Genomic DNA, 26,648 nt, shown 5'->3' with positions numbered 1-26,648 from the left:
AGTCGGTAGAGACATTGATCGCCAATTAATAAATGGAGCAATGGCTTTTAAACCTTCCGCTTTATGCTCGGCGTTCATGCCCTTTCAGAGATTTCGCACTGAAGCACGGAGACCGGGAGTCGTTCAAAAACTGGTTTTCGTGAACGCAAACGAACTATAGGTTTTGAAGGTCGCAGGCTTAATGCGAAAACTCCTAAACTGGGTTTCGCAAACTAAAGCGGGGTGATTCAGTTCGCTCGACCGCGCAGTCGCCGCTTTATCGCTCGCCCTACGGCTGCGGCCGCGACGCTCGCGGAGGAAGGCTTTGTGACACAACCGGTGGCATCGGTTCCGTAGTTACCGAGATAATAGGAATTATCCTAATTCATAATCTACGTTGCCCCAAAACAACAAGAGAACGTTAAATCATTAAAATTTATTCACATTATCTTCGGAGACAAGTTTTTACCTTTTACATTCAGTCGTTTGAAAACACCCTTTAAAAACAAAAACGTCCACCGATGCGCATTGCATCAGCGGACGTTTATATGGCCAGTCACGGCCGATCATGATTAATACGTTAGATAGGCCATGGCAAGTCAGCTTGCGCCGTCAATCAGCCACTGATTCAACGTCCCATTATTTAAATGGATTTTAAGAATTGCTTGATATGCGTCGAACTGGGTCGTGACCTCACTGACCTGGTTGTTATAGAAATCGGCTTCCGCGAGCAAGACGTCGACCAACGTGCGCCGGTTCAAGTGATACCACTGCTCGAAGAACTGCTTGCGCACCAGATCGGTTTCCGTCGATAACTGCGCATACAGCTGGGCCCGCGTTGCAAGGGCGATCGCATCGCGGTGGGCATCGCGGACACGAAATTCCGAATCGAGCTGCAACTGATCGCGCTTGTCGCTGCTCGATGCCGCACGCGAAAGCGCCGCACGCTCCGCCGCGCGCTGGCTGCCGCCCTGGAACGGCGTCCAGGTGAGCTGGAGCATGGTGGTCCACGGCTGCACGTTATTAAACGAATCGTGCGCGGTCGTCTTGTTGATCACCCAGTTCAACTGCGGCAGCGAAGCTGCCCGTACCGATTTCGCCGTCAGGCTTGCAGCGGCGGCTTCGGCCGTGGCCTGCTCGATGGCAGGATTTTGTGCGACGGCAGCAACGGCGCTGTCGAGTGGATCAAGACGCAACTGCCAGCGCGTGCCATGCGGCATTGCCGTTTCCTGATCGCCAACGAGCTTGCGGGCGTTGAGTTCGAGCGAGCGAACCTGCGCGGCGACTGTATCCTGCGACGTCTGCGCCTGAAGCAGGCGCGCTCTTGCCTGGCTCAACTCGCTCAGGCGGCCTGGATCCACCTTGGTAATTTCAACCAGCATGTCGACCAGCGCCGACATCCGTTTCACATAGCTGTCACCGGCGGCGTAGACCGCACGGTATTTTGCGAGATCCACGAGCGTCGACGAAACGTCATATGCATTCTGCTGCTCGATTGTTTTCAGATAGAACTCTGCCGCTTCCGCGGTCTTCGAGCGACTTGCAATATTCTTGCTCGTCTTCCCCCAGTCATACACCATGGTCGTGACGCTGACATTGGCCGAGGCACGGTTGCTGTCATCGAATGTCGTATGGGATCCTGTCAGTGCGGGCGAATTACCCCCGACCTGAACCTGCGGCCAGCGCTGGCCCTTGACCTGGTCGACATCGTATTTCGCGGCTTCCCAGTCGTTGCGTGCCTGGCGGATCGCCGCATTGCGCTCTGCGGCGGTATCCACGGCCCCACGCAATGCGCTGCGCACCGCCTGCTCGGGAACCACGGAACGATCGATCTGCGCTTTCGCACCTTCCTTGTCGTCGAGCCAGTCCGCATAGCCACGGTCAGCATTGCGCGTCTTGCGCTGACCCTTCACCTCGGCGGGCGTGTCCGCATCCAATCCCGCAGGCGCAGGCCCCGGCTTGATGTCTTCGACGCGCATGGGCGGCAACGCGGACGGCGCGGCCAACATGGTTTTGGAGGGTGCCACGATGACTGGTTCCTGCGCCGTCGCGGCGGATCGCGCCATCTCGGCGCGCATCGCCTGCAGGTCAGCCTGCATGTCATGCGCGGGGTTCTCTGCAAGCGAAGGACGGATCGGCGAGGCCGATACACCCACTACAACCTGTTGCCGCGCAATCTGGACCGGCCGTTGCGCCACTGGCGCGCTTACTGCCGCCTGCACCGGAACGGTAGGCGCAAAACCCATGTCGGCGAAACCGCGCGGACGCGGTGCCGCGTTGACGGGTGCGGCCGGCGCAATGATCCGCGTAACAGTTGGCTGCACCGGCTGGGCGGTATGCGCCACCGGCGCCAACTCGTTGCCACCGTTCGGCGATACGCTGATGGTGCGCAATGGCGACGCCACTATGGCCCTGGGCACCGTTGCAGCACCGTTCGACAACTGCGCGTTCTGCGGAAGCCACGCCATGTCGTCAAGCGCTGACTTCGCTTTGGCGACCGACGGTAGTGCTGCCATTGCAACCACTCCGGAACCGACCAGCACGCCAAATGACGAAACCAGCGGCCGGCGGCGATAGACATCTTTGATAAGTTTCTCTTCGCCGCGGTCAGGCCGGGCGATGCGTGTTGAATTTGACATGATGCTTATCTCTCGCGGAACGCTTCACGCGATTTGAAAATCGGTTTCAGCAGGTACGAAAGGACTGTCTTTTCGCCCGTGCGAATCTCGACGTTGCCGGTCATGCCTGGAATGATCGGGAGGTGCTTGCCTGCCGCCGTGAGTTCGCTTTTATCGGTCAGGACCTGGACACGGTAATAGATTGCATCGGCCTTTCCGGGCGCAGCTTTTTCATCGACGAGCGTGTCCGGACTGATGTTGATCACATGCCCTTTCAAGCCCCCATAGATTCCGAAGTCATAGGCCGAAACCTTCACCATGGCCGGCAGTCCCGGCTTGAGGAAAGCAACATCCGAAGGCTTCACGTGTGCTTCGACGATCAACTGGTCCGCGAACGGCACGATGCTCATGATCTGCTGACCAGGCTGGATCACGCCGCCGAGCGTCGTCACCTTGATGTCCTTGATGGTGCCTTTGACCGGCGCCACGAGCGTCGTACGCTTCAGCACGTCGGCGCGTCCAACGAGGTTCTCCTTGGTCTGCGAGAGTTCCAGCTCGAGCCGCGACAATTCGTCGTTGGCATCGGCCTGATACTTGTTGCGGCGCTCGACGATCTGCGATTGCAGGTCGTTTGCACTACGTTTCATGCGCAATACTTCGGTTTCCGAAATAAGACCGCGTCTGGACAGCGGCTCGGTCATGTTCAATTCGTTCATGGCGAGCGTGTAGCTGCGCTGAAGCGACGACACGCTATCTTCCAGCGCCCGGCGACGGGCCTGATAGGCCATTGTTTCGCTTTGCACGACTGTCTGGTCTGCGGCGACATCGGCAGGAAAAACGAGGGCCGTATGGAACGCTTCGGCTTTGAGGCGCGCCACTTTGCCTTGCAGGCCGATCAGCTTCGACAAGCCTTCTGCGTAGCTCGAGTCGGCACGCTTCGGATCGATATTGAGCAACAGTTGGCCTTTCTCGACCACATCGCCTTCCTTCACGCGCATGTCCGAAAGAATGCCCCCCTCCAGGCTTTGGATGATCTGCTCCCGGCTCACAGGAATGACCTTTCCCTGAGCCTGCGTGACTTCTTCAACACGGGCGAATTTCGCCCAGACCAGACCGCACACCATGATGGCGGCGACCAGATAAAGCACGATCATCGTGCCGGGAATGGATTGCGCCAGCAGCGATTCGCGCAGATCGTTCATGTACGCGGCGTGTGCCGGGTGAATGCGCGGTGCGGCGTTCTTGCGGCGGCCAGCCGGTGTCAGGCCGCGAATCCAGCGGCCAATCTTGGTAAGTGTTTTCATGCTGTTTCCTTCGTGGCGCTCGCGGCTTCATGGCCGGACGTCGCGTGTGTGACGGCCGGCGTGCGCAACGCGGCCAATACATCTTCTTTCGGACCATCGGTGACGACCCTGCCGCCATCGACCACGATGATCCGGTCGACCAGTTGCAGCAAAGACGGACGATGCGTGACCACGACGAAAGTGGTGTCCTGCGTGGTGCTCGCCAGATCGCGGATGAACGCGGCTTCGGTCTGGGTGTCCATGGCGCTGGTGGGTTCGTCCATCAGCAGCAATTTCGGGCGCATGATCAGCGTGCGGGCCAGTGCGACCAGTTGGCGTTGGCCGCCGGACAGACCATCGCCGTTCTCGCCGATCTGCATGTTCCAGCCACTTGGATTGCTGGCAGCCATGGCGTCCAGCCCGGTGAGCTTCGCGACTCGCAGCAGTTCATGAATGGATGCATCGGGGCGGCCGATCATCACGTTCTGACGTAACGACCCGTAGAACAGGCGGCTGTCCTGTGCCACATAACCTACCGAAGCGCGGAAGTCGGACGGATCGATTTGCGAGACATCGATGCCATCGCTGAAAAGCTGTCCGCTTGTTGGACGGTAAAGATTCGCCATGACTCGCAGCAACGACGACTTGCCGCTTCCCACGCGCCCCAAAATCCCTACGCGCTCGCCGGCTTCGATCTTGATGTTGATGTTCTTCAGGAATTCGGGCGGCTTCATGCCGTTCGGCGATGGATAGTGAAAACCCACGCCCTTCAGTTCGATCGCGCCCGTCACCACCGGACCATCGAGGTAATCCACTTCCGGATCGCGTTCGACCGGCTTCTTCATCAGAGCGCTAAGCGAATCCATCGCAGCCTTGGCTTGCTGGAAGCGCACGGCGAGACCCGTTACCTGGGCAAGCGGCGCCAATGCGCGGCTCGCGAGGATCACTGAACCGATCAACGCGCCCTGGGTCAGCTTGCCGTCCGAGATCAGGTACACACCGGCGACCACGATCATCACGGTTTCGAACTGGGTAATCCAGGTGACGAAGTTGGTGGCCAGCGTGGAGAGGCGCTTCGACTTCATCGAGGTATCGGAGGCCTTGGCCGAGAACAGCTCCCAGCGCTCCTGCATATAACGCTCGCCACCCGTGGCCTTGAGCGTTTCGATGCCTTCCACCGTTTCGATCAACACGCCCTGCTTCAACGACGATTCACGCAGGTTTTCCTTCATCGTCTTCTTGAGCGGCCACTGAATGAACAGGCTCACGCCGATAATCACCGGAATCAGCGCCAGCGGGATGAACCCAAGCGGCCCGGCGATCATGAAAATCACCGCAATGTAAAGCAAGGTAAACGGAAGATCGGAGATGGTTGCAAGCGTTGCGGACGCAACGAAGTCGCGCACTGATTCGAACTCGCGCAACTGGTTGGCGAACGATCCCGATGACGTCGGCTTGTGCTCCATGCGGATGGCCAGCGCCTGCTTGAACAGCATGGCGCCCATGATCAGGTCGGCCTTCTTGCCCGCGACATCGAGCACATGTGCCCGGACGTTGCGCGAAATGAATTCGAACAGCATGGCAATCGCCACGCCGATTGCGAGCGACCACAATGTGACGAACGCCTGGTTCGGCACAACACGGTCATAGACGTTCATGGTGAAGAAGGTGCCGGCGAGAGCCAGCACGTTGATCAGCAACGCGCCGAGGGCAGCGCTCCAGTAATAACGGCGATAGCGCCACAAGGTGCTCAGCAGCCAGTGGCCGCTTTCCTTGGCTTCCGGGCGTCCGGCCCGCATGTCATTGCGCCCGACCGGTTTCACGAGCATGGCAAAGCCGGTGTAATTCGCCTTGAGCTGACTCACGCCGATTGCCACGACCTTCGAGCCCGCTTCCGGCAGGACGACGAGATAAGCCGCTTCCATTTCGTCTTCGGCTGGCTGCTGGCCCTCTTTGATTTGCGCTGCCGGCTTGATAAGCTTGACGTCGGTCGGCGAGCGGCCGATCAGCACACAACCACCATGGTCTTTTCTGAACAGGACGACGGGCAGCAACATGGGCGAGACTTCGTGTGGCTGGCGTTCGATCACGCCCACCGAGAAGCCCGATTGCTCCATGGCGAGTTGCGCCTGCTTCGGCGAAATAAAACGTCCCGCGGGCAAGCCCGACAGCATGGCCGCCTCGCTGGTCGGCTTGCCGTGATAGGCCGCCATCCATACGAGACTTCGCAGCAGGGTATCGTCGACCTTCTTCGATAACGCCAAGGCGTTGTCATCGTCCGGCTGAATGGGCGTTACTGCGCCCGGTACTTCATTTTTCATGGCTTTTGACTTTTGAGCGCCGGCGTGGATGATGCCCGTTGACCGGCCGAGGTGGATACGTCGCTAAATTGACGTGAAACGATTCGTCGCGGATTGCATTTATTTCAGCGCGTGCATTATCTGTACGGGCATGGACGCGGAAAATCGGAAGCGTCTTAAATACAAGACCGGAAAGGAATCCGTAATTGCTACTGGGCGCACTGATCTAATGCGATGGGTTGATTTTCGTTGTCGATGACTCGGAAAACCATGAGAAACGTCCTAATTAAACAGATGCCGGATAGGCGATTCCAAGACGAACTTTTTGCAGCAGAATTAACGACTTATGCCGTAGGGAGACGTGAAGCGGAGGTTGCAACGTAAAAATCGCAGGTGAAAACGCCCGCGCCCGATCAGCCGTCGTTTCGCGTATTGAAAGTGCGGCTGTCGATTTGTGCCCCTGGTTCCAACGCTGCGCCGGACAGAACGAAAGTCGAGGTAAATTTGATCCGAGCGTTATTCAAAATCATGTTCGTATGTCTCGAGCGCACGCTGAAATATCAGCACGGCTGATTTAAGCTGCAAACTGCGCCTTGATCGGGAAAGCCCTTCGATGTCCATACCCTCTGTTTTGCTCGAAATCTGCGCCGGTTCCGTTACTTCATGCCTGGCGGCCCAAGCCGGCGGCGCGAGCCGTGTCGAATTTTGCGACAACTTGCTGGAAGGCGGGACCACGCCCTCTTACGGCGCGATCCTGAGCGCGCGGGACAAGCTGCAGATTGCGTTGAACGTGATCATCCGCCCGCGCGGCGGCGACTTTCTGTATTCGGGCATCGAATTCGAGGTGATGGAGCGGGACATTCGCGCATGCAAGGAGCTCGGCGTGGATGGCGTGGTGCTCGGGCTGCTCACTGCCGACGGTGACATCGACGTGTCTCGTACGCGGCAACTGGTCGAACTGGCAGCCCCCATGGCGGTGACGTTTCATCGCGCGTTCGACGTCGCGCGTGATCCGTTCAAAGCTTTGGAGGACATCGTCGATGCTGGATGCAGCCACCTCCTCACCTCCGGGCAGGAAGCCACCGCACCGCAAGGCGCCGCGCTGATCAACAAACTTCGCGAGGCAGCCGGGGAGCGGATGGTCGTCATGCCCGGCGCCGGGGTGCGATTGAACAACATCGCGCAACTGGTCGCTGAAACCGGGTGCATCGAATATCACACCTCTGCCCGCGCGCCTGTTGCAAGCGGCATGCGGTATCGCAATGAGCGGGTAAAGATGGGGGGGCCGGGGCAGGATGAATATGCCATCGTGGAGACGTCGGCTGAACTGGTGAAGCAGATCATTGCAAAGGCGAATGACGGCTGAAATGCAGAACGCCGGCACTTGCGTCCGGCGTTTCTTCTAGTGCAACGAGCTTGACTTCAGAACGGCTTGAGAACAACCAGCAGTGTCGCGCCAAGCAAACCGAGCACAGGCAGTTCGTTGAACATCCTGTACCACTTGTCCGAGCGCTTGTTCTCGCCACGTGCGAACGTGCGCAGCAGGACGCCGCAGTAAGCGTGGTAAATAATGATCAGTACGACTATGGTCAGTTTTGCATGCATCCATCCCTGACCCTGGCCAATACCCACCACCAGCAAGAGCCATAACCCGCAAGCCAAAGCCGGCACTGCGATGAACGTCATGAAGCGAAACAGCTTGCGCGCCATGATCAGCAAGCGGGCGATGGCCGCCGGTTCCGTTTCCATTGCAAGGTTGACGAAGATGCGCGGAAGATAAAACAGGCCGGCAAACCACGAGGCCACCAGTACTATGTGAAACGCTTTGATCCAGAGCATCTGAGACATTTTCTCGCTTGGTAGGCGGGGTTATTGGCGAACTTCGCCGTGGCCTAGAACCACATATTTCATCGATGTCAAACCGTCCAGCCCGACCGGCCCGCGTGCGTGCAGCTTGTCGTTCGAAATGCCGATTTCCGCACCCAGGCCGAACTCGAAACCATCGGCGAAACGCGTGGAGGCATTGACCATCACGCTTGCCGAATCCACCTCGCGCAGGAAAGTCATGGCGCGGTCGTGGTCTTCGGTGACGATGGCATCCGTGTGATGCGAGCTGTAAGTGTTGATGTGATCGATAGCGTCATCCAGGTCGTCGACCAGTTTGACGGACAAGATCGGCGCAAGGTATTCCGTATTCCAGTCGGCTTCCGTGGCGGTAACGAGCGGGCCGTCGTAGCGCGCATTGTCGAGTACGGCACGGCTCGCCGCGTCCACGCGCAATTCCACGTCCTTCGCCCTGAATGCGTTGGCCAGCATCGGCAGCGCGTCCGCTGCAATCGCGCGTGCGATCAGCAGCGTTTCCATGGTGTTGCAGGTCCCGTACCGATGGGTCTTCGCGTTCAAGCAAACGTTGAGCGCCTTGACGAGATCGGCGCGGTCATCCACGTACACGTGGCAGATACCGTCGAGATGCTTGATCATCGGCACGCGCGCCTCTTCCATCAAGCGCGCGATCAGGCTCTTGCCGCCGCGCGGCACGATGACATCCACGTAATCGGTCATGGTGATCAGCTTGCCCACTGCGGCGCGATCCGCAGTCGCTACGACCTGCACCGCCTCTTGCGGCAAGCCGGCCGCCTCCAGTCCCTCGCCGATCAGTTTCGCCAGCGCGGCATTGCATTCGAGCGCCTCGGAACCGCCGCGCAGGATGGCCGCGTTGCCGGACTTCAGGCACAGCGCGGCGGCATCGATAGTCACATTCGGCCGCGACTCATAAATGATCCCGATCACGCCGAGCGGCACGCGCATTTGTCCGACCTGAATCCCGGTCGGCCGGAATTTCAAACCACTGATCTCACCGATAGGATCCGCCAACGCGGCGACTTGCCGCAAGCCTTCGATCATCGTGTTGAGTGCTTTCTCCGAAAGCGTCAACCGGTCGATGAACGCAGCGTCGTGGCCTTTATCGCGGGCGCGGGAAAGATCTCGCGCATTGGCGTCTTTCAGCGCGGCGCGCTCGCGTTCGATGGCATCCGCAATCGCCGCGAGTGCGGCGTTCTTGGCGCCCGTCGAGGCCCGCGCCATGGCGCGTGAAGCCCGGCGCGCGCGGCGGCCGAGGTCGGTCATGTATTCGTCGATGTTGGTCATCGTCATTCTCTTGGAACGCTGGAGCGCCGAAAAGCGCAAAGATAAGCCTGATTCTAAGCCGATGTCAGCCAGGTCGCCGAGGTGGCGCGGGTTTCGGCGCATTGCCTTGCAGCGGACTGCCCGAGGACGCGACAGTCATCGCGAGTTCGAACATGCCGTCCCACACATCGGGTGGCGGATCGCCGGGACCGGCCCCGCCTCGCGGACCACTTCCGCCTGACAGGCCTTTGACTTGCCGATCCAGCTTCGCCGCCAGCGATAAAGCCTTTTCCAGCGCCGCTTCGCTGACGCGCGAAAGCGCCGGCCCGATCAGCCGTTCGCGCGGTCCCCAGACGCGGTTTTCGCGCAGCAGCGTAGCGAGCGGTTTGCCCGCCGCAACGCCGCGTTTCATGCGCAGCAGCGTGCGCACTTCTTCGACCAGCGCCCAGATCACGAGCGTCCCTGCTTCGCCCTCGCCCTTCAGCCCGTCGAGCATGCGCGTCAATCGGCCGATATCGCCGGTAAGCATGGCTTCGTTCAGCTTGAACACGTCGTAGCGCGCGACGTTGAGCACGGCGTCGTGAACCTGTTCGAACGTGAGAATGCCGGTGGGATACAAAAGCCCGAGTTTCTGTATTTCCTGATGCGCGGCAAGAAGATTGCCTTCCACCCGTTCGGCGATAAAAACCAGCGCCCGCCGCCCGTCTTCGCCTGGCGCAACCCGCTGGTTCTGCGCGCTCAGCCGCTGCCCGATCCACATGGGCAACTGCGCGCGCTCGACCGGATCGATCTTCATCGCCACGCCCGGGCCGCTCAGCGCCGTGAACCACGCGGACTTCTGCGTAGCGGCGTCGAGGCGCGGCAAGGTGATGAGCGTGAGGACGTCGGGGTTGTCGGCGGCGGCCAGCGTTTTCAGCGCCTCGCCGCCTTCCTTGCCGGGCTTACCCGTCGGAATGCGCAACTCGACGAGTTGGCGGTCGCCGAAGAGCGACATCGACTGGCTGGCGCCGAGCAGCGAACTCCAGTCGAAATACCGGTCGACCACGAATACCGAGCGGTCCGTGAATCCCTGCGCCCGAGCCGACGCGCGAATCTTGTCCGATGCTTCCTGCACGAGCAGATGCTCGTCGCCATAAACGACGTACAGGCCTTTCAGCCCTTTGGCGAGGTGCGCATCGAGCGCGTCGAGTCGAAGTTGCATGGTGTTCGCGGCGTGCGCGCTTAAAGCGGCGGCACAGGCAGCGGCGCACGCGGCGCGATGCCCGGCAACGCTTCGCTCGGCGCCGGATGCAGCGACCGCACGACGGCGAGCCGACGCGTCAGTTGATCGACGGCGTCGAACTGCATGTCGCGGAACAGCGTCTGCGCTTCCGTACCCTTCGCCAACGTGAACTGGTCGCTATAGGTCAGCGCGCGGTTCAAAGCGATCGTGCTCGACGGGATGAGAATGGTGCCGTCGGCGCCGGTCATCGAGTAAGACAGGTTGTAGTCGAGCTCGTATTCCTGCACGACCCCTTGCGCATTCAGGCTCAACGTCCTCATGCCGCTGCCACCGCTCAGCGAAAGGATGGCGTCGGGCTTTTCGGACGCCTTGACGATCACGGTATCGCTGCCGCCTTCCACTACGCGCTGCAGGCGTCCGAGCATCTCCGGCGTGCCGCCGACGATTGCCAGCCGCTTGAATGCGTAGTCCTGCTGACCGCGCAACTGAAAACCGCACGCGGACAGCAGCAACGCGCCGCACGCGAGCGACAGGACCGACCGTCGGCTGATCTTTTTGTGGGTCGAACTGAAGCCTTTGCTGCTCACAACGTCCTCCAGAATTTGCGCGGCGCGCGATTTCAGGCTCATACGACCACGTTCACCAGACGGCCCGGCACGACGATAACCTTCTTCGGCGTGCGCCCTTCCGAGAATTTCTCGAACATCTCGTGCGCAACCGCAGCCTTTTCGATGTCCTCGCGCGACGCATCCTTGGCCATGATCATCGAGCCGCGCACCTTGCCGTTCACCTGCAGCACGAGCTCGATTTCGGATTGCTCGAGCGCGGCTTCGTCGACTTTCGGCCAGGGTGCATCGAGCAGACTGCCATACACGTTCGCGTAACCCAGTTCCTGCCACAACTGGAACGTGAGGTGAGGCACGACGGGATACAGCACGCGCAGCAACACGCCGAAGGTCTCGTTGATCACGGCCGGCGTCGCGTCTTTCGCGCCGTCCACCGCGTTCAACATCTTCATCGCCGCCGATACAACCGTGTTGTACTGCAAACGGCCATAGTCGAAGTCGGCTTGCTTCAAGATGGTGTAGATCTCGCGGCGCAGTGTACGGTCCGAGTCGTTGAGCTTGGATGTATCGAGCTTGCCGTGCGTCTTGAGCGCGTCGGCGCGGCCATGCGCCAGTTGCCAGACGCGACGCAGGAAGCGGCTCGCGCCTTCCACGCCCGTGCCCGACCATTCGAGCGATTGCTCCGGGGGTGCCGCGAACATCACGAAGAGGCGTGCCGTGTCGGCGCCGTAGGCATCGATCAGCGATTGCGGATCAACACCGTTGTTCTTCGACTTCGACATCTTCTCCACGCCGCCGATCACGACCGGCTGGCCGTCGGCGTTCAACACTGCGCCGACGGGGCGGCCTTTGTCGTCGTGCGACACGGTCACGTCCGCCGGGTTGATCCACGTCTTCTTGCCTGCCGCGTCTTCACGATAGTACGTTTCGTTCAGCACCATGCCCTGCGTGAGCAGGTTCTTCGCGGGTTCGTCGAAGTTCACGAGACCCAGGTCGCGCATGACCTTCGTCCAGAAACGCGAATACAGAAGGTGAAGAATGGCATGCTCGATTCCGCCGATGTACTGGTCCATCGGCATCCAGTAATCGGTGCGTTCGTCGACCATGGTCTTCGCGTCGGGCGCGGCGTAGCGCGAGAAATACCACGACGAATCCACGAACGTGTCCATGGTGTCCGTCTCGCGTTTTGCCGGCGCGCCGCACTTCGGACATGTGCAATTCACGAATGCTTCCGACTTCGCAAGCGGGTTGCCCGTGCCATCCGGCACGAGGTCTTCCGGCAAGACGACCGGCAGATCGGCTTCCGGCACCGGCACGTCGCCGCACGCGGAGCAGTGGATGATCGGAATCGGCGTGCCCCAATAACGCTGGCGGGAAATGCCCCAGTCGCGCAGACGCCAGGTGATTTGTTTATCGCCGAAATTCTTTGCCTTCAGGTCGGCCGCAATCGCGTTCACGGCTTCTTCAAAGCCGAGGCCGTCGTACTTGCCGCTGTTGATCAGCGTGCCCGTACCCTTCTCGCCATACCACTCTTCCCACGCGTCCGTGCTGTAGGTCTTGCCTTCGACCGCGACCACTTGCTTGATCGGCAGGTTGTATTTCTTCGCGAACGCGAAATCGCGCTCGTCGTGCGAAGGCACGCCCATCACCGCGCCTTCGCCGTAGCTCATCAGCACGTAATTGCCAATCCACACTTCGACCTTTTCCTGCGTCAGCGGATGCGTGACATGGAAGCCGGTCGGCATGCCCTTCTTTTCCATGGTCGCGACATCGGCCTCGGCCACGCCGCCGCGCTTGCATTCTTCAATGAAGGTTTGCAACGCGGGGTTGTCGCGAGCAAGGCGCGTTGCCAGCGGATGTTCCGCGGCGACCGCTGCGAAGGTCACGCCCATGATGGTGTCGGCGCGCGTGGTGAAAACGCGCAGCAATTTGCTTTCGCCGTCGATCTCGTAGGGGAAACCGAAATTCACGCCGAAGCTCTTGCCGATCCAGTTCTGCTGCATCAACTTCACGCGCTCGGGCCAGCCGAGGCCGTCGAGGTCGCCGAGCAACTGGTCCGCGTATTCCGTGATGCGCATGTAGTACATCGGGATTTCGCGCTTTTCCACGAGCGCGCCCGAGCGCCAGCCGCGGCCGTCGATCACCTGTTCGTTCGCAAGCACCGTCTGGTCGACCGGGTCCCAGTTCACCGTGCCGGTCTTTTTATACGCAATGCCCTTTTCCAGCATCTTCAGGAACAACCACTGGTTCCACTTGTAGTACTCGGGTTTGCAAGACGCGATTTCCCGCGACCAGTCGATAGCCAGCCCCATCGACTGCATCTGCTTCTTCATGTAGTCGATGTTGTCGTAAGTCCACTTCGCCGGCGGCACGTTGTTCGCCATCGCCGCGTTTTCCGCCGGCATGCCGAACGCGTCCCAGCCCATGGGCATCAGCACGTTGTGGCCGTTCATGCGCAGGAACCGGTACATCACGTCGTTGATGGTGTAGTTGCGCACGTGGCCCATGTGCAGCTTGCCCGACGGATACGGCAGCATGGACACGCAGTAGAACTTCGGCTTGTCGCTGGTTTCGGTCGACCGGTAGACATCTTTCGCGCGCCAGTCGCTTTGCGCTGCGGATTCGACGTCGGCGGGTACGTATTTATCTTGCATGGTGTGGTCTTGGCGGTTTTGCCTTGCGGCGATGTGGCTGTGTTGCCCGGAAAAGCGTCACGGCCAGGCTCCGGGCGATGCTCGGCGGGCGTCGGTCACGGGTCTCGTCGAGATCGAGGCCGTCTGGCATGGTGCCCGGGCCGCTCCTTCAGCGTGGTTCCATGCCCCGGTGACGCAATGTAGACATGGAGGCCGCCCGCGCGGCCAAAGCGCGATTATACCGTTGAGGCGAAGGGTTCTGGCGAGGCGCGCCTTTGGGTGACCGGCTCGCCTCGCAAGCCCGGATTCTCTCAATGCGTGGGCTTCGCAGGCTCGGTCACAAAGCCGATCTTGCTCAAGCCCGCGCTTTGCGCGGCGCCCATCACCCGTGCGATCACGTCATAACGCGTCGCCGCCGATGCCCTCAGATGCAATTCCGGTTGCGTCGCTTTCTTGCCTTCCGCCGCGAATTGCGCCTGCATCTGCTCGAAGGCGACCGGTTTGTCGTTCCAATAGAACTTGCCGGTGTCATCGATGGAAAGCGTGATCGTGTCCGGCGTCTCGCGCACGACCTGCGATGCCACCTTCGGCAGATCCAGCCGGATTGCGTGCGTGAACAAAGGCGCGGTGATGATGAAAATCACGAGCAGCACCAGCATCACGTCAATCAACGGCGTCATGTTGATCTCCGCCATGGGAGCGCCGTTCGATTTCTTGTCCAGTCCGCCGAATGCCATGATGTAGTTCCGGTTCGCGGTTGGGAAGCTTCGGCTCAGGCCACGTGGTCCTGAACGGCCGCGCTCTTCACCCGGCGCGGCGCCGTGCCGTTGGTGTAAGCGTGCAGGTCGTGCGCGAAGCCATCGAGTTCTTCCGAGATTTGCCGCACCAGCCGTCCGAGCACGTTGTACGCAAGCACGGCCGGAATGGCCACGACCAGTCCGAACGCCGTCATGATCAGCGCCTCGCCAACCGGACCGGCCACGTTTTCGATCATCGCCTGCCCGCTGGCGGCAATGCTGCCGAGCGCGTGATAAATGCCCCAGACAGTGCCGAGCAATCCGACAAACGGCGCTGTGCTTCCCACCGACGCCAGCAAGACCTGCCCGAACTCAAGCCGCCGCTGAGACGCCAGCAGCGCATGCCTGAGCGCGCGCAACACACGCTCGCCGGGCTCGACATGCGCGATCAACGCACCCGGCATTTCCGCCTCCGATGCACGCCACGCAGCTATCGCAAGCGGCAAATACACGCGTTCGCGATCGGCTTTCTTCAACTCCGCGATGCCGTCAGCAAGCGTCGCCGCCTGCCAGAACCGCTGTACGGCGCGCGGCCCCTGGCGTTTTGCACGAACGAGGACCCATGCCTTCACGATCAGAAAACACCAGCTCGCCACCGACATGGCCAGCAGCACGCCCGCCACGCCATGCGTGATGCCGTCGCTGCTCTGCAAGTAATGAATGATGCCGGTTGTTGCCATTGAACTCGGACCTCGGAGGAATCTGCAGCCTGGCTCAACGCAAGCCGAGCACGTCCTGCATGTCGAACATTCCGCGCTCCCGGCTCGCCAGGAATTGCGCGGCGCGCAGCGAACCTTGAGCGTAAGACAAACGGCTGGAAGACTTGTGCGTGATCTCGACGCGCTCGCCGATGCCCGCAAACAGCACCGTGTGGTCGCCGACAATATCGCCGCCGCGAATCGCAGCGAAACCGATGGTGGAGGGATCGCGTTCACCCGTCACGCCTTCCCGGCCGTACACCGCGCATTCCTTCAAGTCGCGGCCGAGCGCGTTGGCGATCGTCTCGCCCATTGCCAGCGCGGTGCCTGACGGTGCATCGACCTTGTGCCGGTGATGCGCCTCGACGATCTCGATGTCGTAGCCTTTATCGAAGTGTCTGGCAGCAAACTCCAGCAGCTTGAGCGTCACGTTCACGCCCACGCTCATGTTCGCCGAGAACACGATCCCGATCTTCTCGCCGGCGGCACGCAATTGCGCCTTCTGCTGATCGCTGAAACCCGTCGTGCCGATCACCATTTTCACGTTATGCCGCAACGCCGCTTCCAGATGCACGAGCGTGCCTTCGGGACGCGTGAAGTCGATCAGCACATCGCTTTCGGCAAACACCTGCTCGATATCGTCAGTAAGAACCACGCCCGTGGTTTTACCGAGCAACGTACCCACGTCCTCGCCAAGCTGCGGTGATCCCGCGCGGTCGAGCGCGCCGGACAAGGTCACGTCGGGATTATTGAGAACGGTTTCGATCAGAATGCGGCCCATACGGCCCGATGCACCGGCGATGGCGATTTTCATGGCGTGTCTCGCGTGATGAAGCGTATTTGCGTTGTGTTGGTGTTGTGTTGCCGTTGTGTTGCCGTCGTTGCAACAAGCAATTCGTGCAGAAGCATCAGAAGCGTCGAAGCGGCGCGTTGGCCGCTTGCGAGATAGTGCAATCAGGCGAGAACGGCGGGACAGCCAATGAGGAGACGCCCGCCGTGCTGCTTAATTGGTTTTCGTCGATGGTACGTAGAACGTTGCCTGTCCATCCGTGTTTGCCGGCGTAGGCGACGTACCGGCAGGCCCGACTGCAGCACTGTTCGGAATGGTCACCGTCTGCGGACGCCGCTGCAACTGAATCTGCGAGTTGCCGGCAGCGCTGACGTTCGGTGGCAGGCTCGGATTGCCCGGCACGTTCGGCATGGCCGACGAGCGGGTACGTCCGGTCGGTGCTTCCACAGCCGCCGTTGCACGGTTGGCGGCTTGCGCGGCCTGCTGGTTGGCGTCGCCGGCGAATGCATTCGATGCATCCGGCTGCGTACTGGGCTCGCCACCCGGCGCCGAGACGGTCGTGGGCGCCGGCGTAGCCGGAACGCCGCTGGCGCCGGCTGCGCTCGCCATGCCCGGAACCGGCGCTGCGGGAATCTTGCGGCCCTTGTCGCCATCGATTTCAGCCAGCAGTTCGAGATTCGACGGCAGGTTCTCGCCACCCGTCCAGTTCGCCACGCGATCGCCGGCGAAATTCACCACGAAATCGCGCTGCTGAACAACCGAAGTCGATCCGCGCTTGAAGTAGAAAATATAGTCCCAGCGGTCCGCGTGGAACATGTCCGCGAGCAGCGGCGTGCCGAGCAGCGTTTTCACCTGATCGCGCGACATGCCGACTTGCATCTGCGCCGCAGCTTCTGCCGAAACGAAATTCCCCTGCACGACCGTGATCCGATACGGCGTGATGTGTTGCGCGATGCTCTGCGTGACGCTGTCATAGGTGGAACAAGCGGACAACCCGGCCAGGACGGTCATGGTTGCGGCAGCAATCAAAGTTCCGCGCATACGACGGCTCTCCCGGCAATTCAATAAAGATTTTGGAAACATTTCACCCTTCATTTCACCCTTCGCCTGGCCCATTGCCCGTATGGGCGCAGGAAGTTTCGAAGTCTTTCGGAGATCGCGCCATTTCGTTCGGATGGTGACCAGAACGGTAAAAACGCATTACTATGAGAACCTTGAATTGTACTCTAGGGATGCCTAGCCATGACCAATCCCGCCGATCTCAAAAATATCGGGCTGAAGGCAACCCTGCCCCGGCTCAAGATCCTCGAGATTTTCCAGCATAGTCCGGTGCGCCACCTGACTGCAGAAGACGTGTATCGCAACCTGTTGCACGAAGAACTCGATATCGGTCTTGCGACCGTGTACCGCGTGTTGACGCAGTTCGAGCAAGCAGGGCTGCTGTCGCGCAGCAACTTTGAATCCGGCAAGGCCGTGTTCGAACTCAACGAAGGCTCGCATCATGACCATCTGGTGTGTCTTGACTGCGGCCTGGTCGAAGAGTTCTTCGACGCTGAAATTGAAAGCCGCCAGCAAGATATCGCAAAAGAACGCGGGTTCAAGCTGCACGAACACGCGCTCGCACTCTACGGCACGTGCACGAAGGAACAGTGTCCGCACAGGAAAAACTGATCCGTTCGCAGCGGTTGTAACGTTCGTACGCCAGGAAATAAAAAACCGCCGGTTCTTGCAAACCGGCGGTTTTTTTGTGCTTACAGCAAAGCGTGCTCGCTGCCTTACTTCGCATTGGCCAAAGCCACAGCCGTGTCCAGCATGCGGTTCGAGAAGCCCCACTCGTTGTCGTACCAGCTCGACACCTTCACGAGACGGCCTGACACCTTCGTGAGCGTTGCGTCGAACGTGGACGATGCCGGATTGTGGTTGAAGTCGATCGAGACCAGCGGCGCCGTGTTGTAGCCCAGAATGCCCTTCAGCGCGCCTTCTGATGCTTCCTTCATGATCGAGTTCACTTCTTCCACCGTCGTGTCGCGTGCGGCAATGAACGACAGGTCGACGATCGACACATTGATGGTCGGCACGCGAATCGCGTAACCGTCCAGCTTGCCGTTCAGCTCCGGCAGCACCAGGCCAACCGCCGATGCAGCGCCCGTCTTCGTCGGGATCTGGCTGTGCGTGGCCGAGCGCGCGCGGCGCAGGTCTTCGTGATACACGTCCGTCAGGACCTGGTCGTTCGTGTATGCATGAATGGTCGTCATCAGGCCATTCACTAGACCGATCTTGTCGTTCAGCGGCTTGACGAGCGGTGCGAGACAGTTCGTCGTGCACGATGCGTTCGAGATCACCGTGTCCGACGCCTTCAGCACGTGATGATTCACGCCATAAACGATGGTTGCATCGACGTCCTTGCCACCCGGCGCCGAGATGATGACCTTCTTCGCGCCACCCTTGATGTGGGCGCTGGCCTTCTCTTTCGTCGTGAAAAAGCCCGTGCATTCCAGCACCACGTCCACGTTCAGCTCGCCCCACGGCAGTTCGGCCGGATTGCGGTTGGCCAGCACGCGGATGCGGTCGCCGTTGACCACGAGGTAGTCGCCGTCAACCGATACTTCGCCCGGGAACTTGCCGTGCGCCGTGTCGTACTGCGTCAGGTGCGCGTTCGTCTTGGCATCGCCGAGATCATTGATGGCAACGATCTCGATGTCATGCTTCTTGCCGTTTTCGTACAAGGCGCGCAGCGTATTGCGGCCGATCCGGCCGTAGCCGTTGATTGCAACGCGAATCGTCATGGTCTATCTCCTGATGGCTGAAAAAAAGTTCAGTTCGCTGCTGCCGGTCCGCTCGTCAAAGCGTCCGTTCAGCCCGCGAGCGCGGCTTTCGCCGTCTCCACGACATGCTCGACGGTAAAGCCGAAATACTTGAAAAGCTCGCCGGCAGGCGCGGATTCGCCAAACGAATCGATGCCCACCACGCCGCCTTCGAGACCCACATATTTACGCCAGAAATCCGTCACGCCGGCTTCGATTGCCACGCGCACGACGCCCTTCGGCAACACGCGCTCACGATACTCGGCGTCCTGCTGATCGAACACGTTGGTACACGGCATGGACACGATCCGCGCGCCGATGCCTTCCTGCGCCAGCTTCTCAGCCGCCTTCAGCGCCAGTTCGACTTCCGAACCCGTGGCGATCAGGATGATCTTGCGTGCGGGAATGTCGTCGTTCCAGTCACGCAGCACGTAGCCACCCTTTGCGATATTCGCGATCTGCACGTCATTGCGTGCCGAGAACAGCAGGTTCTGACGCGTGAAGATCAGGGCCGACGGTCCCTTGTAGTCGATCGCCGACGTCCACGCCACAGCGGTCTCGACGGTATCCGCCGGACGCCATACGTGTAAGTGCGGAATCAGCCGCAGGCTCGAAGTTTGTTCGACTGACTGGTGCGTCGGACCATCTTCGCCAAGACCGATGGAATCGTGCGTGAATACGAAGATGGACGGCGCTTTCATCAGCGCGGCGACTCGCAGCGCGTTGCGGCTATAGTCCGAGAACGTCAGGAACGTGCCGCCGAACGGACGATACCCGCCATGCACCACCATGCCGTTGATCGCCGCGCTCATGCCGAATTCGCGCACGCCGTAGTTGATGTGGTTGCCCCACTGGATCTGGTTCGAGGTCTCGCCGGCGCGCACCGCCTTCGACGCCTTCCAGTTCGTCAGGTTGGAACCCGTCAGGTCGGCGGAGCCGCCCAGCAATTCCGGCAACGCGGCGGCAAGGCCGTCCAGCGTCTGCTGCGAAGCCTTGCGCGTGGCAATGGTTTCGCCCTTTTGATTTGCCGCTTCGATGATGTTCTTCGCGTCCTGTGCCCACGTCGCCGGCAATTCGCCTTTCATGCGGCGCACGAACTCGGCGGCTTCGGCCGAATGTTTCGCGCGGTAGGTATCGAATTGCTTGTTCCACTCGGCTTCGGCACGCGCGCCCGATTCCCTCGCGTCCCACGCTGCATAGACTTCCTGCGGGATCACGAACGGCTCCCACGTCCAGCCCATTCCAGCGCGGGCGTCTGCGATTTCCTTCGGACCCAGCGGCGCGCCGTGCGAATCGTGACTGCCTTGCTTGGTCGGCGCACCCTTGCCGATGGTCGTGCGGCAGCAGATCAACGTCGGCTTGTCCGAGTTCTTGGCCTGCGCGATAGCAGCGTCCACCGCGTCGACGTTATGGCCGTCGACCGCGCGGATCACGTTCCAGCCGTACGCTTCGAAGCGCTTCGGGGTGTCGTCGTGGAACCAGTGTTCGACGTGGCCATCGATTGAAATGCCGTTGTCGTCGTAGAGCGCGATCAGCTTGTTCAGCTTGAGCGTCCCGGCGAACGAACACGCTTCGTGCGAGATGCCTTCCATCATGCAGCCGTCGCCAAGGAACACGTACGTGTGGTGATCGACGATCTTCGCGCCGTCCTTGTTGAACTCGGCGGCGAGCAGCGCCTCGGCCAGCGCCATGCCGACAGCATTCGCCAGACCTTGCCCGAGCGGACCCGTAGTGGTTTCCACGCCCGGCGTGATGCCGTATTCCGGATGGCCCGGCGTCTTCGAATGCAGTTGACGGAAATTCTTGAGTTCGTTGATCGGCAGGTCGTAGCCGGTCAGGTGCAGCAACGAGTACAGCAACATGGAACCGTGACCGTTCGACAGAACAAAACGGTCGCGATCGGCCCAGTGCGGGTTGCTCGGATTGTGCTTCAGGTGACGCGACCAGAGTGCGACGCCGATTTCCGCCATGCCCATCGGCATGCCGGGATGGCCGGAATTGGCTTGCTGAACGGCGTCCATTGCCAGCGCGCGGATTGCGTTGGCCATCAGGGTGGTCTGGCTGGAAGTCGGGGATGTCATGTCGAGTCCGGTAGGTCCTGAAAAGATCCTGGGATGATTCTGGAGACGCACCGGGCGAACGACGAAACCACGTTTTCAGCAACCGGAGCGACGAGAAACGGAGAGGATCGGGAGCCCGTCATTCTAGCAGACGGCTCCGGGACTCAGGCGCGACCGGGCCGCCCAAGCGGGCGCAAGAAAACCGGCTGCGACCCGGCGCTCGGGCACGCTACCTGCATCAGGCATCCGGGCGCAACGCGGCCAAGCCGGGCTTGAACCCGCAACCGCCATGGCACAATGCATGAACCAGCGCGCTCCGAGGAGATTTTGAAATGACCGACCCCCGCCCCGCCGATGTCCCTTGGCTCACGCCGTATCTGACGGTTCGCGATGCTCGCGTAAGCACGGGGTTCTATGAGCAGGCGCTAGGCTTTGCACTACGCGACAGCGTCAATGACGACGGCGCCGTGATCCATGTCGAGATGACGTATCGCGGACAGTTGATCCTGATGTTCGCACCGGAAGGCGCATACGGGTCGCACGCAAGAACACCGAAAAGCACGGGCTTGATGGCGCCCCAGTCGTTCTACTTGTACGTGGATGATGTCGATGCCGTCTATGGCCGCGCCATTGCCGTCGGCGCGAAGGGGCTGATCGAACCGCAAGACCAGTACTGGGGCGACCGGTTCGCGCAATTCGAAGACCCGGATGGGTATCGCTGGGCAATCGCCCGGCACCTGAACTGACCGACACCCTCCGTTTTCATCACTAGCCTGGACGCCCGCACGCGTTTGGGCGCACCCTCTCATGCCACGTTTCTTTGTTTCCAGCCCGCTCGTTGCGGGCGAAATCATGCCGCTGCCAGACGATGTCGTCCGGCACGTCCAGGTCCTGCGCCTGCAAACCGACGACCCCATCATCCTGTTCGACGGCACCGGCGGCGAATACAGCGCGCGGCTGCTCGAAATCGGCAAGCGCACGGCGACCGCGCGCATCGATGCATTCATCGAACGCGATGCCGAAACGCCGTATCGTGTGACATTGGCGCAGGGCGTGGCAGGCGGCGACAAGATGGACTGGCTGATTGAAAAGGCGGTGGAACTGGGCGTTGCATCAGTAATCCCCCTCACCACTGAGCGCGGCGTGGTGCGGCTTTCCGGTGAACGCGCGATCCGCCGGCACAGCCATTGGCAGGCTCTGGCGCGCGCCGCGTGCGAGCAGTGCGGACGCAATCGCGTGCCCGGCGTCACGCCGGCGCTGGATCTCGACAAATGGTTGAATGGCCTGCCGCCCGTCGAAACCGGCGAGTTGCGCTTGTTGTTGTCGCCGAGGGCGGAATTGAGTTTCGCTTCCCTTCCGGGCAAAGGGCCCACCTCGCCGGTCACGATCGCAATCGGCCCCGAAGCGGGTTTTTCGCCGGCAGAAGAAGCCGCTATCGCCGATGCCGGATTCACCACGCTCGGCCTTGGACCGCGCATTCTTCGCACGGAAACGGCCGGCGTTGCAGTCCTGGCAGCGCTCGCAGCAAAATGGGGCGGATGGTGACTGGGAACGCAAAAGCCGGCCGGCGCCTCTTTTAAAAGGCGCCGGCCGGCTTATCTGTCAGACATGAAACCTGCGTAATCCACGCAAACGAGTCAGGCAAACGCGTCAGGCGAACGAGTAGAACACCCTGAAAGCCACACGTCGTTCCGCCCAGAACTCCGCCGCTTCACGGAACACGTCCAAAAGGGTTTCGCGCCCTTCCTTGTCGAATTTCTGCGCCACTGGCAGTGCTTCCAGAACGATCACGAATCCTGGTTGCGATCCGGCTTTCTGTACCAAGTCGGTCAGGCTGTCGTAGAGCGCATCGTAGTTCTTGCCAAAGTGCTTGGGAAACAAGAAGGACGTCGCGATGGTTTCGAGCACTTCCTGCTTGCTCTGCGCCTGACCACAGTAGGCGTAAAGGAAATGCTGGCCGAGCTTGCCCGCTTCGTCGGCGAGATCCTGAACGCGAAAAGCGCGAATCGACTGCACGATATTCGATCGTACTGTCTTGAAAAGACTCATAGACCCCTCGTTCAATGATGACAGCGCCGTGCTCGGTTCGTTGTCGGGTCTCGTTTCGTCTGTTGTGCGGAGTCGCAAAACGCGCTGGAACATGTTGCCATCGCCGGCGAAAAGATCACCCGCGACACCGTTGTCGTGCGCGTAGATGTTGTCGCTCATGCCGTTCATCCCGAAGTTAATCCCGCAATGCGTTTAAAACTCACGTAATGGTCGTCGCTGTAGAAGCAGTTGTCGATCTGCCGACGCGGCCCTCCACATACGATCCGGCGTGCGCCGCGATCACGGGCGCGCGGCGTAGGTACGGTGTATTCGCGGTAATAGCCGCGCGGATGCGGCGGAAGCATACGCTCGCGGTTGCCAAACACAATGCCGTCTTTCTCATACGGGAAAGGTCCGCCAGCTTCGATCCGCCGTAACGTCACAACCGCCTGCTTTGGCAATTGCGCAGCGTCGACAGTCGTCTGTGACGACTCCAAACCCGCTGATGCGGCATCGCGCCTGTTCTCTCTGCGCGGATCGCTTTGCGGCCTGTTCTTGTCCTGCACTGCGAGCGGCGACTGGGCCTGCGACGCTGCTGCGGGACTGTTGCCTCCCGGGCTTGGCGAGTCCGGCGCGCTCTTGCCGCAGCCGCTCAGCACCACCAAAAGCGCCGTCAGGAAACCACAAACCCATGCGCGCTTCACAAAACCCATCCCGCTTAAAGCCCCAAAAATTGACGACCATGAAAGACGTAAGGGTATCGCTAATGACAGCCGGAATCAACGTTGGTTCAGGCGATGCCCGGTTTTTAATCAGCTCCGGTCCCCTGCCGTCAGGCCGGGCTGCAGGCCCACCGGCGTTTTCCGACCGCAATCAAATTTAGGGCGGCATCAAATATCGGACTGATCTGAGATGTTTTTATCTTGGATGGGTTAATAATTCTCTCATGCGTGGCTTGGGGAGTGGACCCAGTGTCGCCTCTCTGGGGAAAGCTCTCACGGTCTGACGATCGGAACCACTGCTGTTTGGAGGACAAGCAAATCCCCTTGCATGCCTCGAGGCGTGCCGGATGATCCGGCACGCTTTTTTTTTGGCCTGAAGCAGCCACGGTCTATTTTTCGGCCGCCCAACAAAAAAGGGATTGCGACGATTCCGCAACCCCTTTCTACCAACGCATCCCGCAACTTCTGCGAGCTTGATTTACCTCAACGCGCTACAGCCGTCGTGTCCGCAACCAGCAACGCAGTCATGTTGACAATGCGTCGCACCGTTGCAGACGCCGTAAGCACGTGAACCGGCTGCGCCGCACCCAGAAGAATCGGACCGATGGCGATGTTGTTACCGGCGGCCGTCTTCAGCAGGTTGTACGAGATGTTGGCCGCATCGATATTCGGCAGCACGAGCAGGTTTGCATCGCCTTCCAGGGTTGATTCCGGCAGCACTTCGGCGCGCAACCGCGAGTCGAGTGCCACGTCGCCGTGCATTTCGCCGTCCACATCCAGCTCCGGCGCGCGTTCTTTCAGCAGCGCCAGCGTCTCGCGCATCTTGATGGCGGACGGTGCGTTGCTCGTGCCGAAGTTCGAATGCGAGAGCAGCGCGATCTTCGGCACGATCCCGAAGCGGCGCACTTCTTCCGCCGCCATGATCGTGATTTCGCAAAGCTGCTCGGGCGTCGGGTCGACGTTCACGTGCGTGTCGACAATAAAAATCTGCCGGCCCGGCAGCACCAGCGCATTCATGGCCGCGTACACGCTGCAGCCCGCCTTCTTGCCGATCACCTGATCGACGAAATGCAGATGCCGGTGCGTCGTGCTGATCGTGCCGCAAATCATGCCGTCCGCTTCGCCCTTCTTCACCAGCATGGAGCCGATCAGTGTGGTGCGGCGGCGCATTTCGAGCTTCGCCATCTGCGCGCTGATGCCCTTCCTGGCCATCATGGTGTGATACGTCTGCCAGAAATCGCGATAACGCGAGTCGTGATCCGTATCCACCACAGTGAAATCCACGCCCGGCGTCAGACGCAAACCGTACTTGGCGATGCGTTGCGTGATCACGGCCGGACGTCCGATCAGGATCGGCTTGGCGATCTTCTCGTCTACCGCGATCTGCACCGCGCGCAACACGCGCTCTTCCTCGCCCTCGGCGAACACAATGCGCTTCTTGTCCGGCTCGACGCTGCGCGCAAGCTGGAACACGGGCTTCATGGTCGTGCCGCTGTGATACACGAACTGCTGCAGGTGCTGCTCGTAAGCATCCATGTCTTCAATAGGACGCGTCGCCACGCCTGAATCCATGGCCGCCTTCGCAACGGCCGGCGCGATCTTCACGATCAGGCGCGGATCGAAAGGCTTCGGAATCAGGTACTCGGGACCGAACGACAGATCCTGGATGCCGTAAGCGGTCGCCACGATATCGCTTTGTTCCTGACGCGCCAGTTCCGCAATCGCGTTCACGGCGGCAATTTCCATCTCGCGCGTGATCGTGCTCGCGCCCGCATCCAGCGCACCGCGGAAGATGAACGGGAAGCACAGCACATTGTTGACCTGGTTCGGATAATCCGTGCGGCCGGTTGCCAGCACTGCGTCCGGTCGGACTTCCAGTGCGAGTTCCGGCAGGATTTCCGGCGTCGGGTTAGCGAGCGCGAGAATCAGCGGCTTCGGCGCCATGCCCTTCACCATGTCCTGCTTCAGCACGCCACCAGCGGAAAGGCCGAGGAAAACGTCGGCGCCTTCGATGACGTCGGCAAGCGTGCGTGCGGACGTTTCGCGCGCAAAGCGATCCTTGTCCGGGTCCATCAGTTCCACTCGGCCCTTGTAGACCACGCCGGCCAGATCCGTCACGAAGATGTTCTCGAGCTTCATGCCGAGTTCGACCAGCAAGTCGAGACAGGCAAGCGACGCGGCGCCCGCGCCCGACGCCACGAGTTTCACTTCATCGATCTTCTTGCCGACCACGACCAGACCGTTGGTAATCGCCGCCGCGACCACGATGGCCGTACCGTGCTGGTCGTCGTGGAACACCGGGATCTTCATGCGCTTGCGGGCCTCGCGCTCGACGATGAAGCAATCCGGCGCCTTGATGTCTTCGAGGTTGATGCCGCCGAACGTGGGTTCGAGCGCGCAGATCACATCGACGAGCTTCATGGGGTCCATCTCGTTCAACTCGATGTCGAACACGTCGATGCCCGCAAACTTCTTGAACAGCACAGCCTTGCCTTCCATGACCGGCTTCGACGCGAGCGGCCCGATGTTGCCAAGCCCGAGCACAGCCGTGCCGTTCGTCACCACGCCGACGAGATTGCTGCGCGCGGTGAAGCGCGCGGCGTTCAGCGGGTTCGCAACGATCTCTTCGCACGCGAATGCGACGCCCGGCGAATAGGCCAGCGCCAGATCGCGCTGGTTGATCATTTGCTTGGTCGGGGCGATCGCGATTTTGCCGGGGGTGGGAAACTCGTGGTAATCGAGCGCGGCTTCGCGGAGTTTGGCTTTGGCGTTGTCTGCTGGCGTGGTCATGAGGCGGCGGGCTTTAGGCAAGATTAGAATAGATGTTCGAACGCATTGTAGCGCCAATCAAAGGCCGTCCCAGAAGGTGATACCCGCAATTCCCGACGCATGGCCCATTCGGACAAGGCCTCGAAAGCCGGCGGAAAGCACATGGCTGCCAGCGGTTTACGCCGCTAAATCCTTTTATCGAGATGAAACGTGCGCGAACGCGGGCGCATCGTCTCCAACTCTCTTTCGACAT

The 26,648-nt window shown here is 60.6% G+C and carries 21 protein-coding genes; 4 read left to right on the top strand and 17 right to left on the bottom strand.

Annotated elements, in window-relative coordinates; all coding sequences use genetic code 11:
- Window positions 1–578: 578 nt before the first annotated feature.
- The 3 genes from AX768_RS01715 to AX768_RS01705 form a co-directional block, all read right to left on the bottom strand.
- On the bottom strand, window positions 579–2,495 hold the full coding sequence (locus tag AX768_RS01715; RefSeq protein WP_172811907.1) for a TolC family protein: 1,917 nt from the start codon (window positions 2,493–2,495) through the stop codon (window positions 579–581).
- Window positions 2,496–2,623: 128 nt separating this feature from the next.
- The gene (locus AX768_RS01710) at window positions 2,624–3,901 is read right to left on the bottom strand and encodes an HlyD family type I secretion periplasmic adaptor subunit (RefSeq protein ID WP_061998514.1); all 1,278 of its coding nucleotides are present in this window, start codon (window positions 3,899–3,901) and stop codon (window positions 2,624–2,626) included.
- On the bottom strand, window positions 3,898–6,201 hold the full coding sequence (locus tag AX768_RS01705; protein WP_061998513.1) for a type I secretion system permease/ATPase: 2,304 nt from the start codon (window positions 6,199–6,201) through the stop codon (window positions 3,898–3,900). The genes AX768_RS01710 and AX768_RS01705 overlap by 4 nt, the downstream gene beginning before the upstream one ends.
- Before the next feature lie 592 nt (window positions 6,202–6,793).
- Between AX768_RS01705 and AX768_RS01695 the strand changes: the two genes are divergently transcribed.
- Window positions 6,794–7,546, top strand: coding sequence for a copper homeostasis protein CutC (locus AX768_RS01695; RefSeq protein WP_061998511.1), 753 nt, complete (start codon window positions 6,794–6,796; stop codon window positions 7,544–7,546).
- Between the two features lie 56 nt (window positions 7,547–7,602).
- Here AX768_RS01695 and AX768_RS01690 read toward each other — a convergent pair whose 3' ends face one another.
- The 9 genes from AX768_RS01690 to bamE form a co-directional block, all read right to left on the bottom strand.
- Window positions 7,603–8,019, bottom strand: a complete 417-nt coding sequence (locus AX768_RS01690) for a CopD family protein (protein ID WP_062000692.1) — start codon at window positions 8,017–8,019, stop codon at window positions 7,603–7,605.
- Between the two features lie 30 nt (window positions 8,020–8,049).
- Window positions 8,050–9,327, bottom strand: coding sequence for a glutamate-5-semialdehyde dehydrogenase (locus AX768_RS01685; RefSeq protein WP_197672640.1), 1,278 nt, complete (start codon window positions 9,325–9,327; stop codon window positions 8,050–8,052).
- Window positions 9,328–9,391: 64 nt separating this feature from the next.
- A complete protein-coding gene (gene holA, locus AX768_RS01680) occupies window positions 9,392–10,507 on the bottom strand; it encodes a DNA polymerase III subunit delta (protein WP_061998509.1) in 1,116 nt (371 codons plus the stop codon).
- 20 nt (window positions 10,508–10,527) lie between these two features.
- Complete coding sequence (locus AX768_RS01675) at window positions 10,528–11,079, bottom strand: LPS-assembly lipoprotein LptE (protein WP_062000691.1); 552 nt, start codon at window positions 11,077–11,079, stop codon at window positions 10,528–10,530.
- 74 nt (window positions 11,080–11,153) lie between these two features.
- The gene (gene leuS, locus AX768_RS01670; RefSeq protein WP_061998508.1) at window positions 11,154–13,748 is read right to left on the bottom strand and encodes a leucine--tRNA ligase; all 2,595 of its coding nucleotides are present in this window, start codon (window positions 13,746–13,748) and stop codon (window positions 11,154–11,156) included.
- Between the two features lie 290 nt (window positions 13,749–14,038).
- Window positions 14,039–14,464, bottom strand: a complete 426-nt coding sequence (locus tag AX768_RS01665) for an ExbD/TolR family protein (RefSeq protein WP_061998507.1) — start codon at window positions 14,462–14,464, stop codon at window positions 14,039–14,041.
- 35 nt (window positions 14,465–14,499) lie between these two features.
- Complete coding sequence (locus AX768_RS01660) at window positions 14,500–15,204, bottom strand: MotA/TolQ/ExbB proton channel family protein (RefSeq protein WP_061998506.1); 705 nt, start codon at window positions 15,202–15,204, stop codon at window positions 14,500–14,502.
- 34 nt (window positions 15,205–15,238) lie between these two features.
- Complete coding sequence (gene dapB / locus AX768_RS01655; protein ID WP_061998505.1) at window positions 15,239–16,036, bottom strand: 4-hydroxy-tetrahydrodipicolinate reductase; 798 nt, start codon at window positions 16,034–16,036, stop codon at window positions 15,239–15,241.
- Window positions 16,037–16,225: 189 nt separating this feature from the next.
- Entirely contained in the window at window positions 16,226–17,053 is an 828-nt protein-coding gene (gene bamE, locus AX768_RS01650; protein ID WP_061998504.1) for an outer membrane protein assembly factor BamE, read from the bottom strand.
- A 201-nt stretch (window positions 17,054–17,254) separates the two neighbouring features.
- Between bamE and fur the strand changes: the two genes are divergently transcribed.
- Window positions 17,255–17,683, top strand: a complete 429-nt coding sequence (fur, locus tag AX768_RS01645) for a ferric iron uptake transcriptional regulator (RefSeq protein ID WP_056356132.1) — start codon at window positions 17,255–17,257, stop codon at window positions 17,681–17,683.
- A 104-nt stretch (window positions 17,684–17,787) separates the two neighbouring features.
- Here the strand turns inward: fur and gap are convergent, their stop codons facing one another.
- Together gap and tkt are read right to left on the bottom strand one after the other, a co-directional pair.
- On the bottom strand, window positions 17,788–18,798 hold the full coding sequence (gene gap, locus AX768_RS01640) for a type I glyceraldehyde-3-phosphate dehydrogenase (RefSeq protein WP_061998503.1): 1,011 nt from the start codon (window positions 18,796–18,798) through the stop codon (window positions 17,788–17,790).
- Between the two features lie 68 nt (window positions 18,799–18,866).
- Window positions 18,867–20,897, bottom strand: a complete 2,031-nt coding sequence (gene tkt, locus AX768_RS01635; RefSeq protein ID WP_061998502.1) for a transketolase — start codon at window positions 20,895–20,897, stop codon at window positions 18,867–18,869.
- A 311-nt stretch (window positions 20,898–21,208) separates the two neighbouring features.
- Between tkt and AX768_RS01630 the strand changes: the two genes are divergently transcribed.
- Together AX768_RS01630 and AX768_RS01625 are read left to right on the top strand one after the other, a co-directional pair.
- The gene (locus tag AX768_RS01630) at window positions 21,209–21,622 is read left to right on the top strand and encodes a VOC family protein (protein ID WP_061998501.1); all 414 of its coding nucleotides are present in this window, start codon (window positions 21,209–21,211) and stop codon (window positions 21,620–21,622) included.
- A gap of 61 nt (window positions 21,623–21,683) precedes the next feature.
- On the top strand, window positions 21,684–22,421 hold the full coding sequence (locus tag AX768_RS01625; RefSeq protein ID WP_061998500.1) for a 16S rRNA (uracil(1498)-N(3))-methyltransferase: 738 nt from the start codon (window positions 21,684–21,686) through the stop codon (window positions 22,419–22,421).
- A 105-nt stretch (window positions 22,422–22,526) separates the two neighbouring features.
- Here the strand turns inward: AX768_RS01625 and AX768_RS01620 are convergent, their stop codons facing one another.
- From AX768_RS01620 to AX768_RS01610, 3 genes are all read right to left on the bottom strand, one after another.
- On the bottom strand, window positions 22,527–23,084 hold the full coding sequence (locus AX768_RS01620) for a barstar family protein (RefSeq protein ID WP_062000690.1): 558 nt from the start codon (window positions 23,082–23,084) through the stop codon (window positions 22,527–22,529).
- 5 nt (window positions 23,085–23,089) lie between these two features.
- Window positions 23,090–23,470: a ribonuclease gene (locus tag AX768_RS01615; RefSeq protein WP_082771456.1), complete on the bottom strand. Its 381-nt coding sequence runs from the start codon at window positions 23,468–23,470 to the stop codon at window positions 23,090–23,092.
- 639 nt (window positions 23,471–24,109) lie between these two features.
- Window positions 24,110–26,416, bottom strand: coding sequence for an NADP-dependent malic enzyme (locus AX768_RS01610; RefSeq protein ID WP_061998499.1), 2,307 nt, complete (start codon window positions 26,414–26,416; stop codon window positions 24,110–24,112).
- Window positions 26,417–26,648 lie beyond the last annotated feature (232 nt).

Source organism: Burkholderia sp. PAMC 28687, assembly GCF_001577465.1.
Classification (GTDB): Bacteria; Pseudomonadota; Gammaproteobacteria; order Burkholderiales; family Burkholderiaceae; genus Caballeronia.
This window is presented reverse-complemented; position numbering and strand designations above follow the sequence as displayed.

Bases quoted from the DNA above. Each gene is read 5' to 3' on its own strand.
- AX768_RS01715 (WP_172811907.1), bottom strand. From the start codon at position 2,495: ATGGCAGCACTACCGTCGGTCGCCAAAGCGAAGTCAGCGCTTGACGAC.
- AX768_RS01710 (WP_061998514.1), bottom strand. From the start codon at position 3,901: ATGAAAACACTTACCAAGATTGGCCGCTGGATTCGCGGCCTGACACCG.
- AX768_RS01705 (WP_061998513.1), bottom strand. From the start codon at position 6,201: ATGAAAAATGAAGTACCGGGCGCAGTAACGCCCATTCAGCCGGACGAT.
- AX768_RS01695 (WP_061998511.1), top strand. From the start codon at position 6,794: ATGTCCATACCCTCTGTTTTGCTCGAAATCTGCGCCGGTTCCGTTACT.
- AX768_RS01690 (WP_062000692.1), bottom strand. From the start codon at position 8,019: ATGCTCTGGATCAAAGCGTTTCACATAGTACTGGTGGCCTCGTGGTTT.
- AX768_RS01685 (WP_197672640.1), bottom strand. From the start codon at position 9,327: ATGACCAACATCGACGAATACATGACCGACCTCGGCCGCCGCGCGCGC.
- holA (WP_061998509.1), bottom strand. From the start codon at position 10,507: ATGCAACTTCGACTCGACGCGCTCGATGCGCACCTCGCCAAAGGGCTG.
- leuS (WP_061998508.1), bottom strand. From the start codon at position 13,748: ATGCAAGATAAATACGTACCCGCCGACGTCGAATCCGCAGCGCAAAGC.
- AX768_RS01665 (WP_061998507.1), bottom strand. From the start codon at position 14,464: ATGGCATTCGGCGGACTGGACAAGAAATCGAACGGCGCTCCCATGGCG.
- AX768_RS01660 (WP_061998506.1), bottom strand. From the start codon at position 15,204: ATGGCAACAACCGGCATCATTCATTACTTGCAGAGCAGCGACGGCATC.
- dapB (WP_061998505.1), bottom strand. From the start codon at position 16,036: ATGAAAATCGCCATCGCCGGTGCATCGGGCCGTATGGGCCGCATTCTG.
- bamE (WP_061998504.1), bottom strand. From the start codon at position 17,053: ATGCGCGGAACTTTGATTGCTGCCGCAACCATGACCGTCCTGGCCGGG.
- fur (WP_056356132.1), top strand. From the start codon at position 17,255: ATGACCAATCCCGCCGATCTCAAAAATATCGGGCTGAAGGCAACCCTG.
- gap (WP_061998503.1), bottom strand. From the start codon at position 18,798: ATGACGATTCGCGTTGCAATCAACGGCTACGGCCGGATCGGCCGCAAT.
- tkt (WP_061998502.1), bottom strand. From the start codon at position 20,897: ATGACATCCCCGACTTCCAGCCAGACCACCCTGATGGCCAACGCAATC.
- AX768_RS01630 (WP_061998501.1), top strand. From the start codon at position 21,209: ATGACCGACCCCCGCCCCGCCGATGTCCCTTGGCTCACGCCGTATCTG.
- AX768_RS01625 (WP_061998500.1), top strand. From the start codon at position 21,684: ATGCCACGTTTCTTTGTTTCCAGCCCGCTCGTTGCGGGCGAAATCATG.
- AX768_RS01620 (WP_062000690.1), bottom strand. From the start codon at position 23,084: ATGAGCGACAACATCTACGCGCACGACAACGGTGTCGCGGGTGATCTT.
- AX768_RS01610 (WP_061998499.1), bottom strand. From the start codon at position 26,416: ATGACCACGCCAGCAGACAACGCCAAAGCCAAACTCCGCGAAGCCGCG.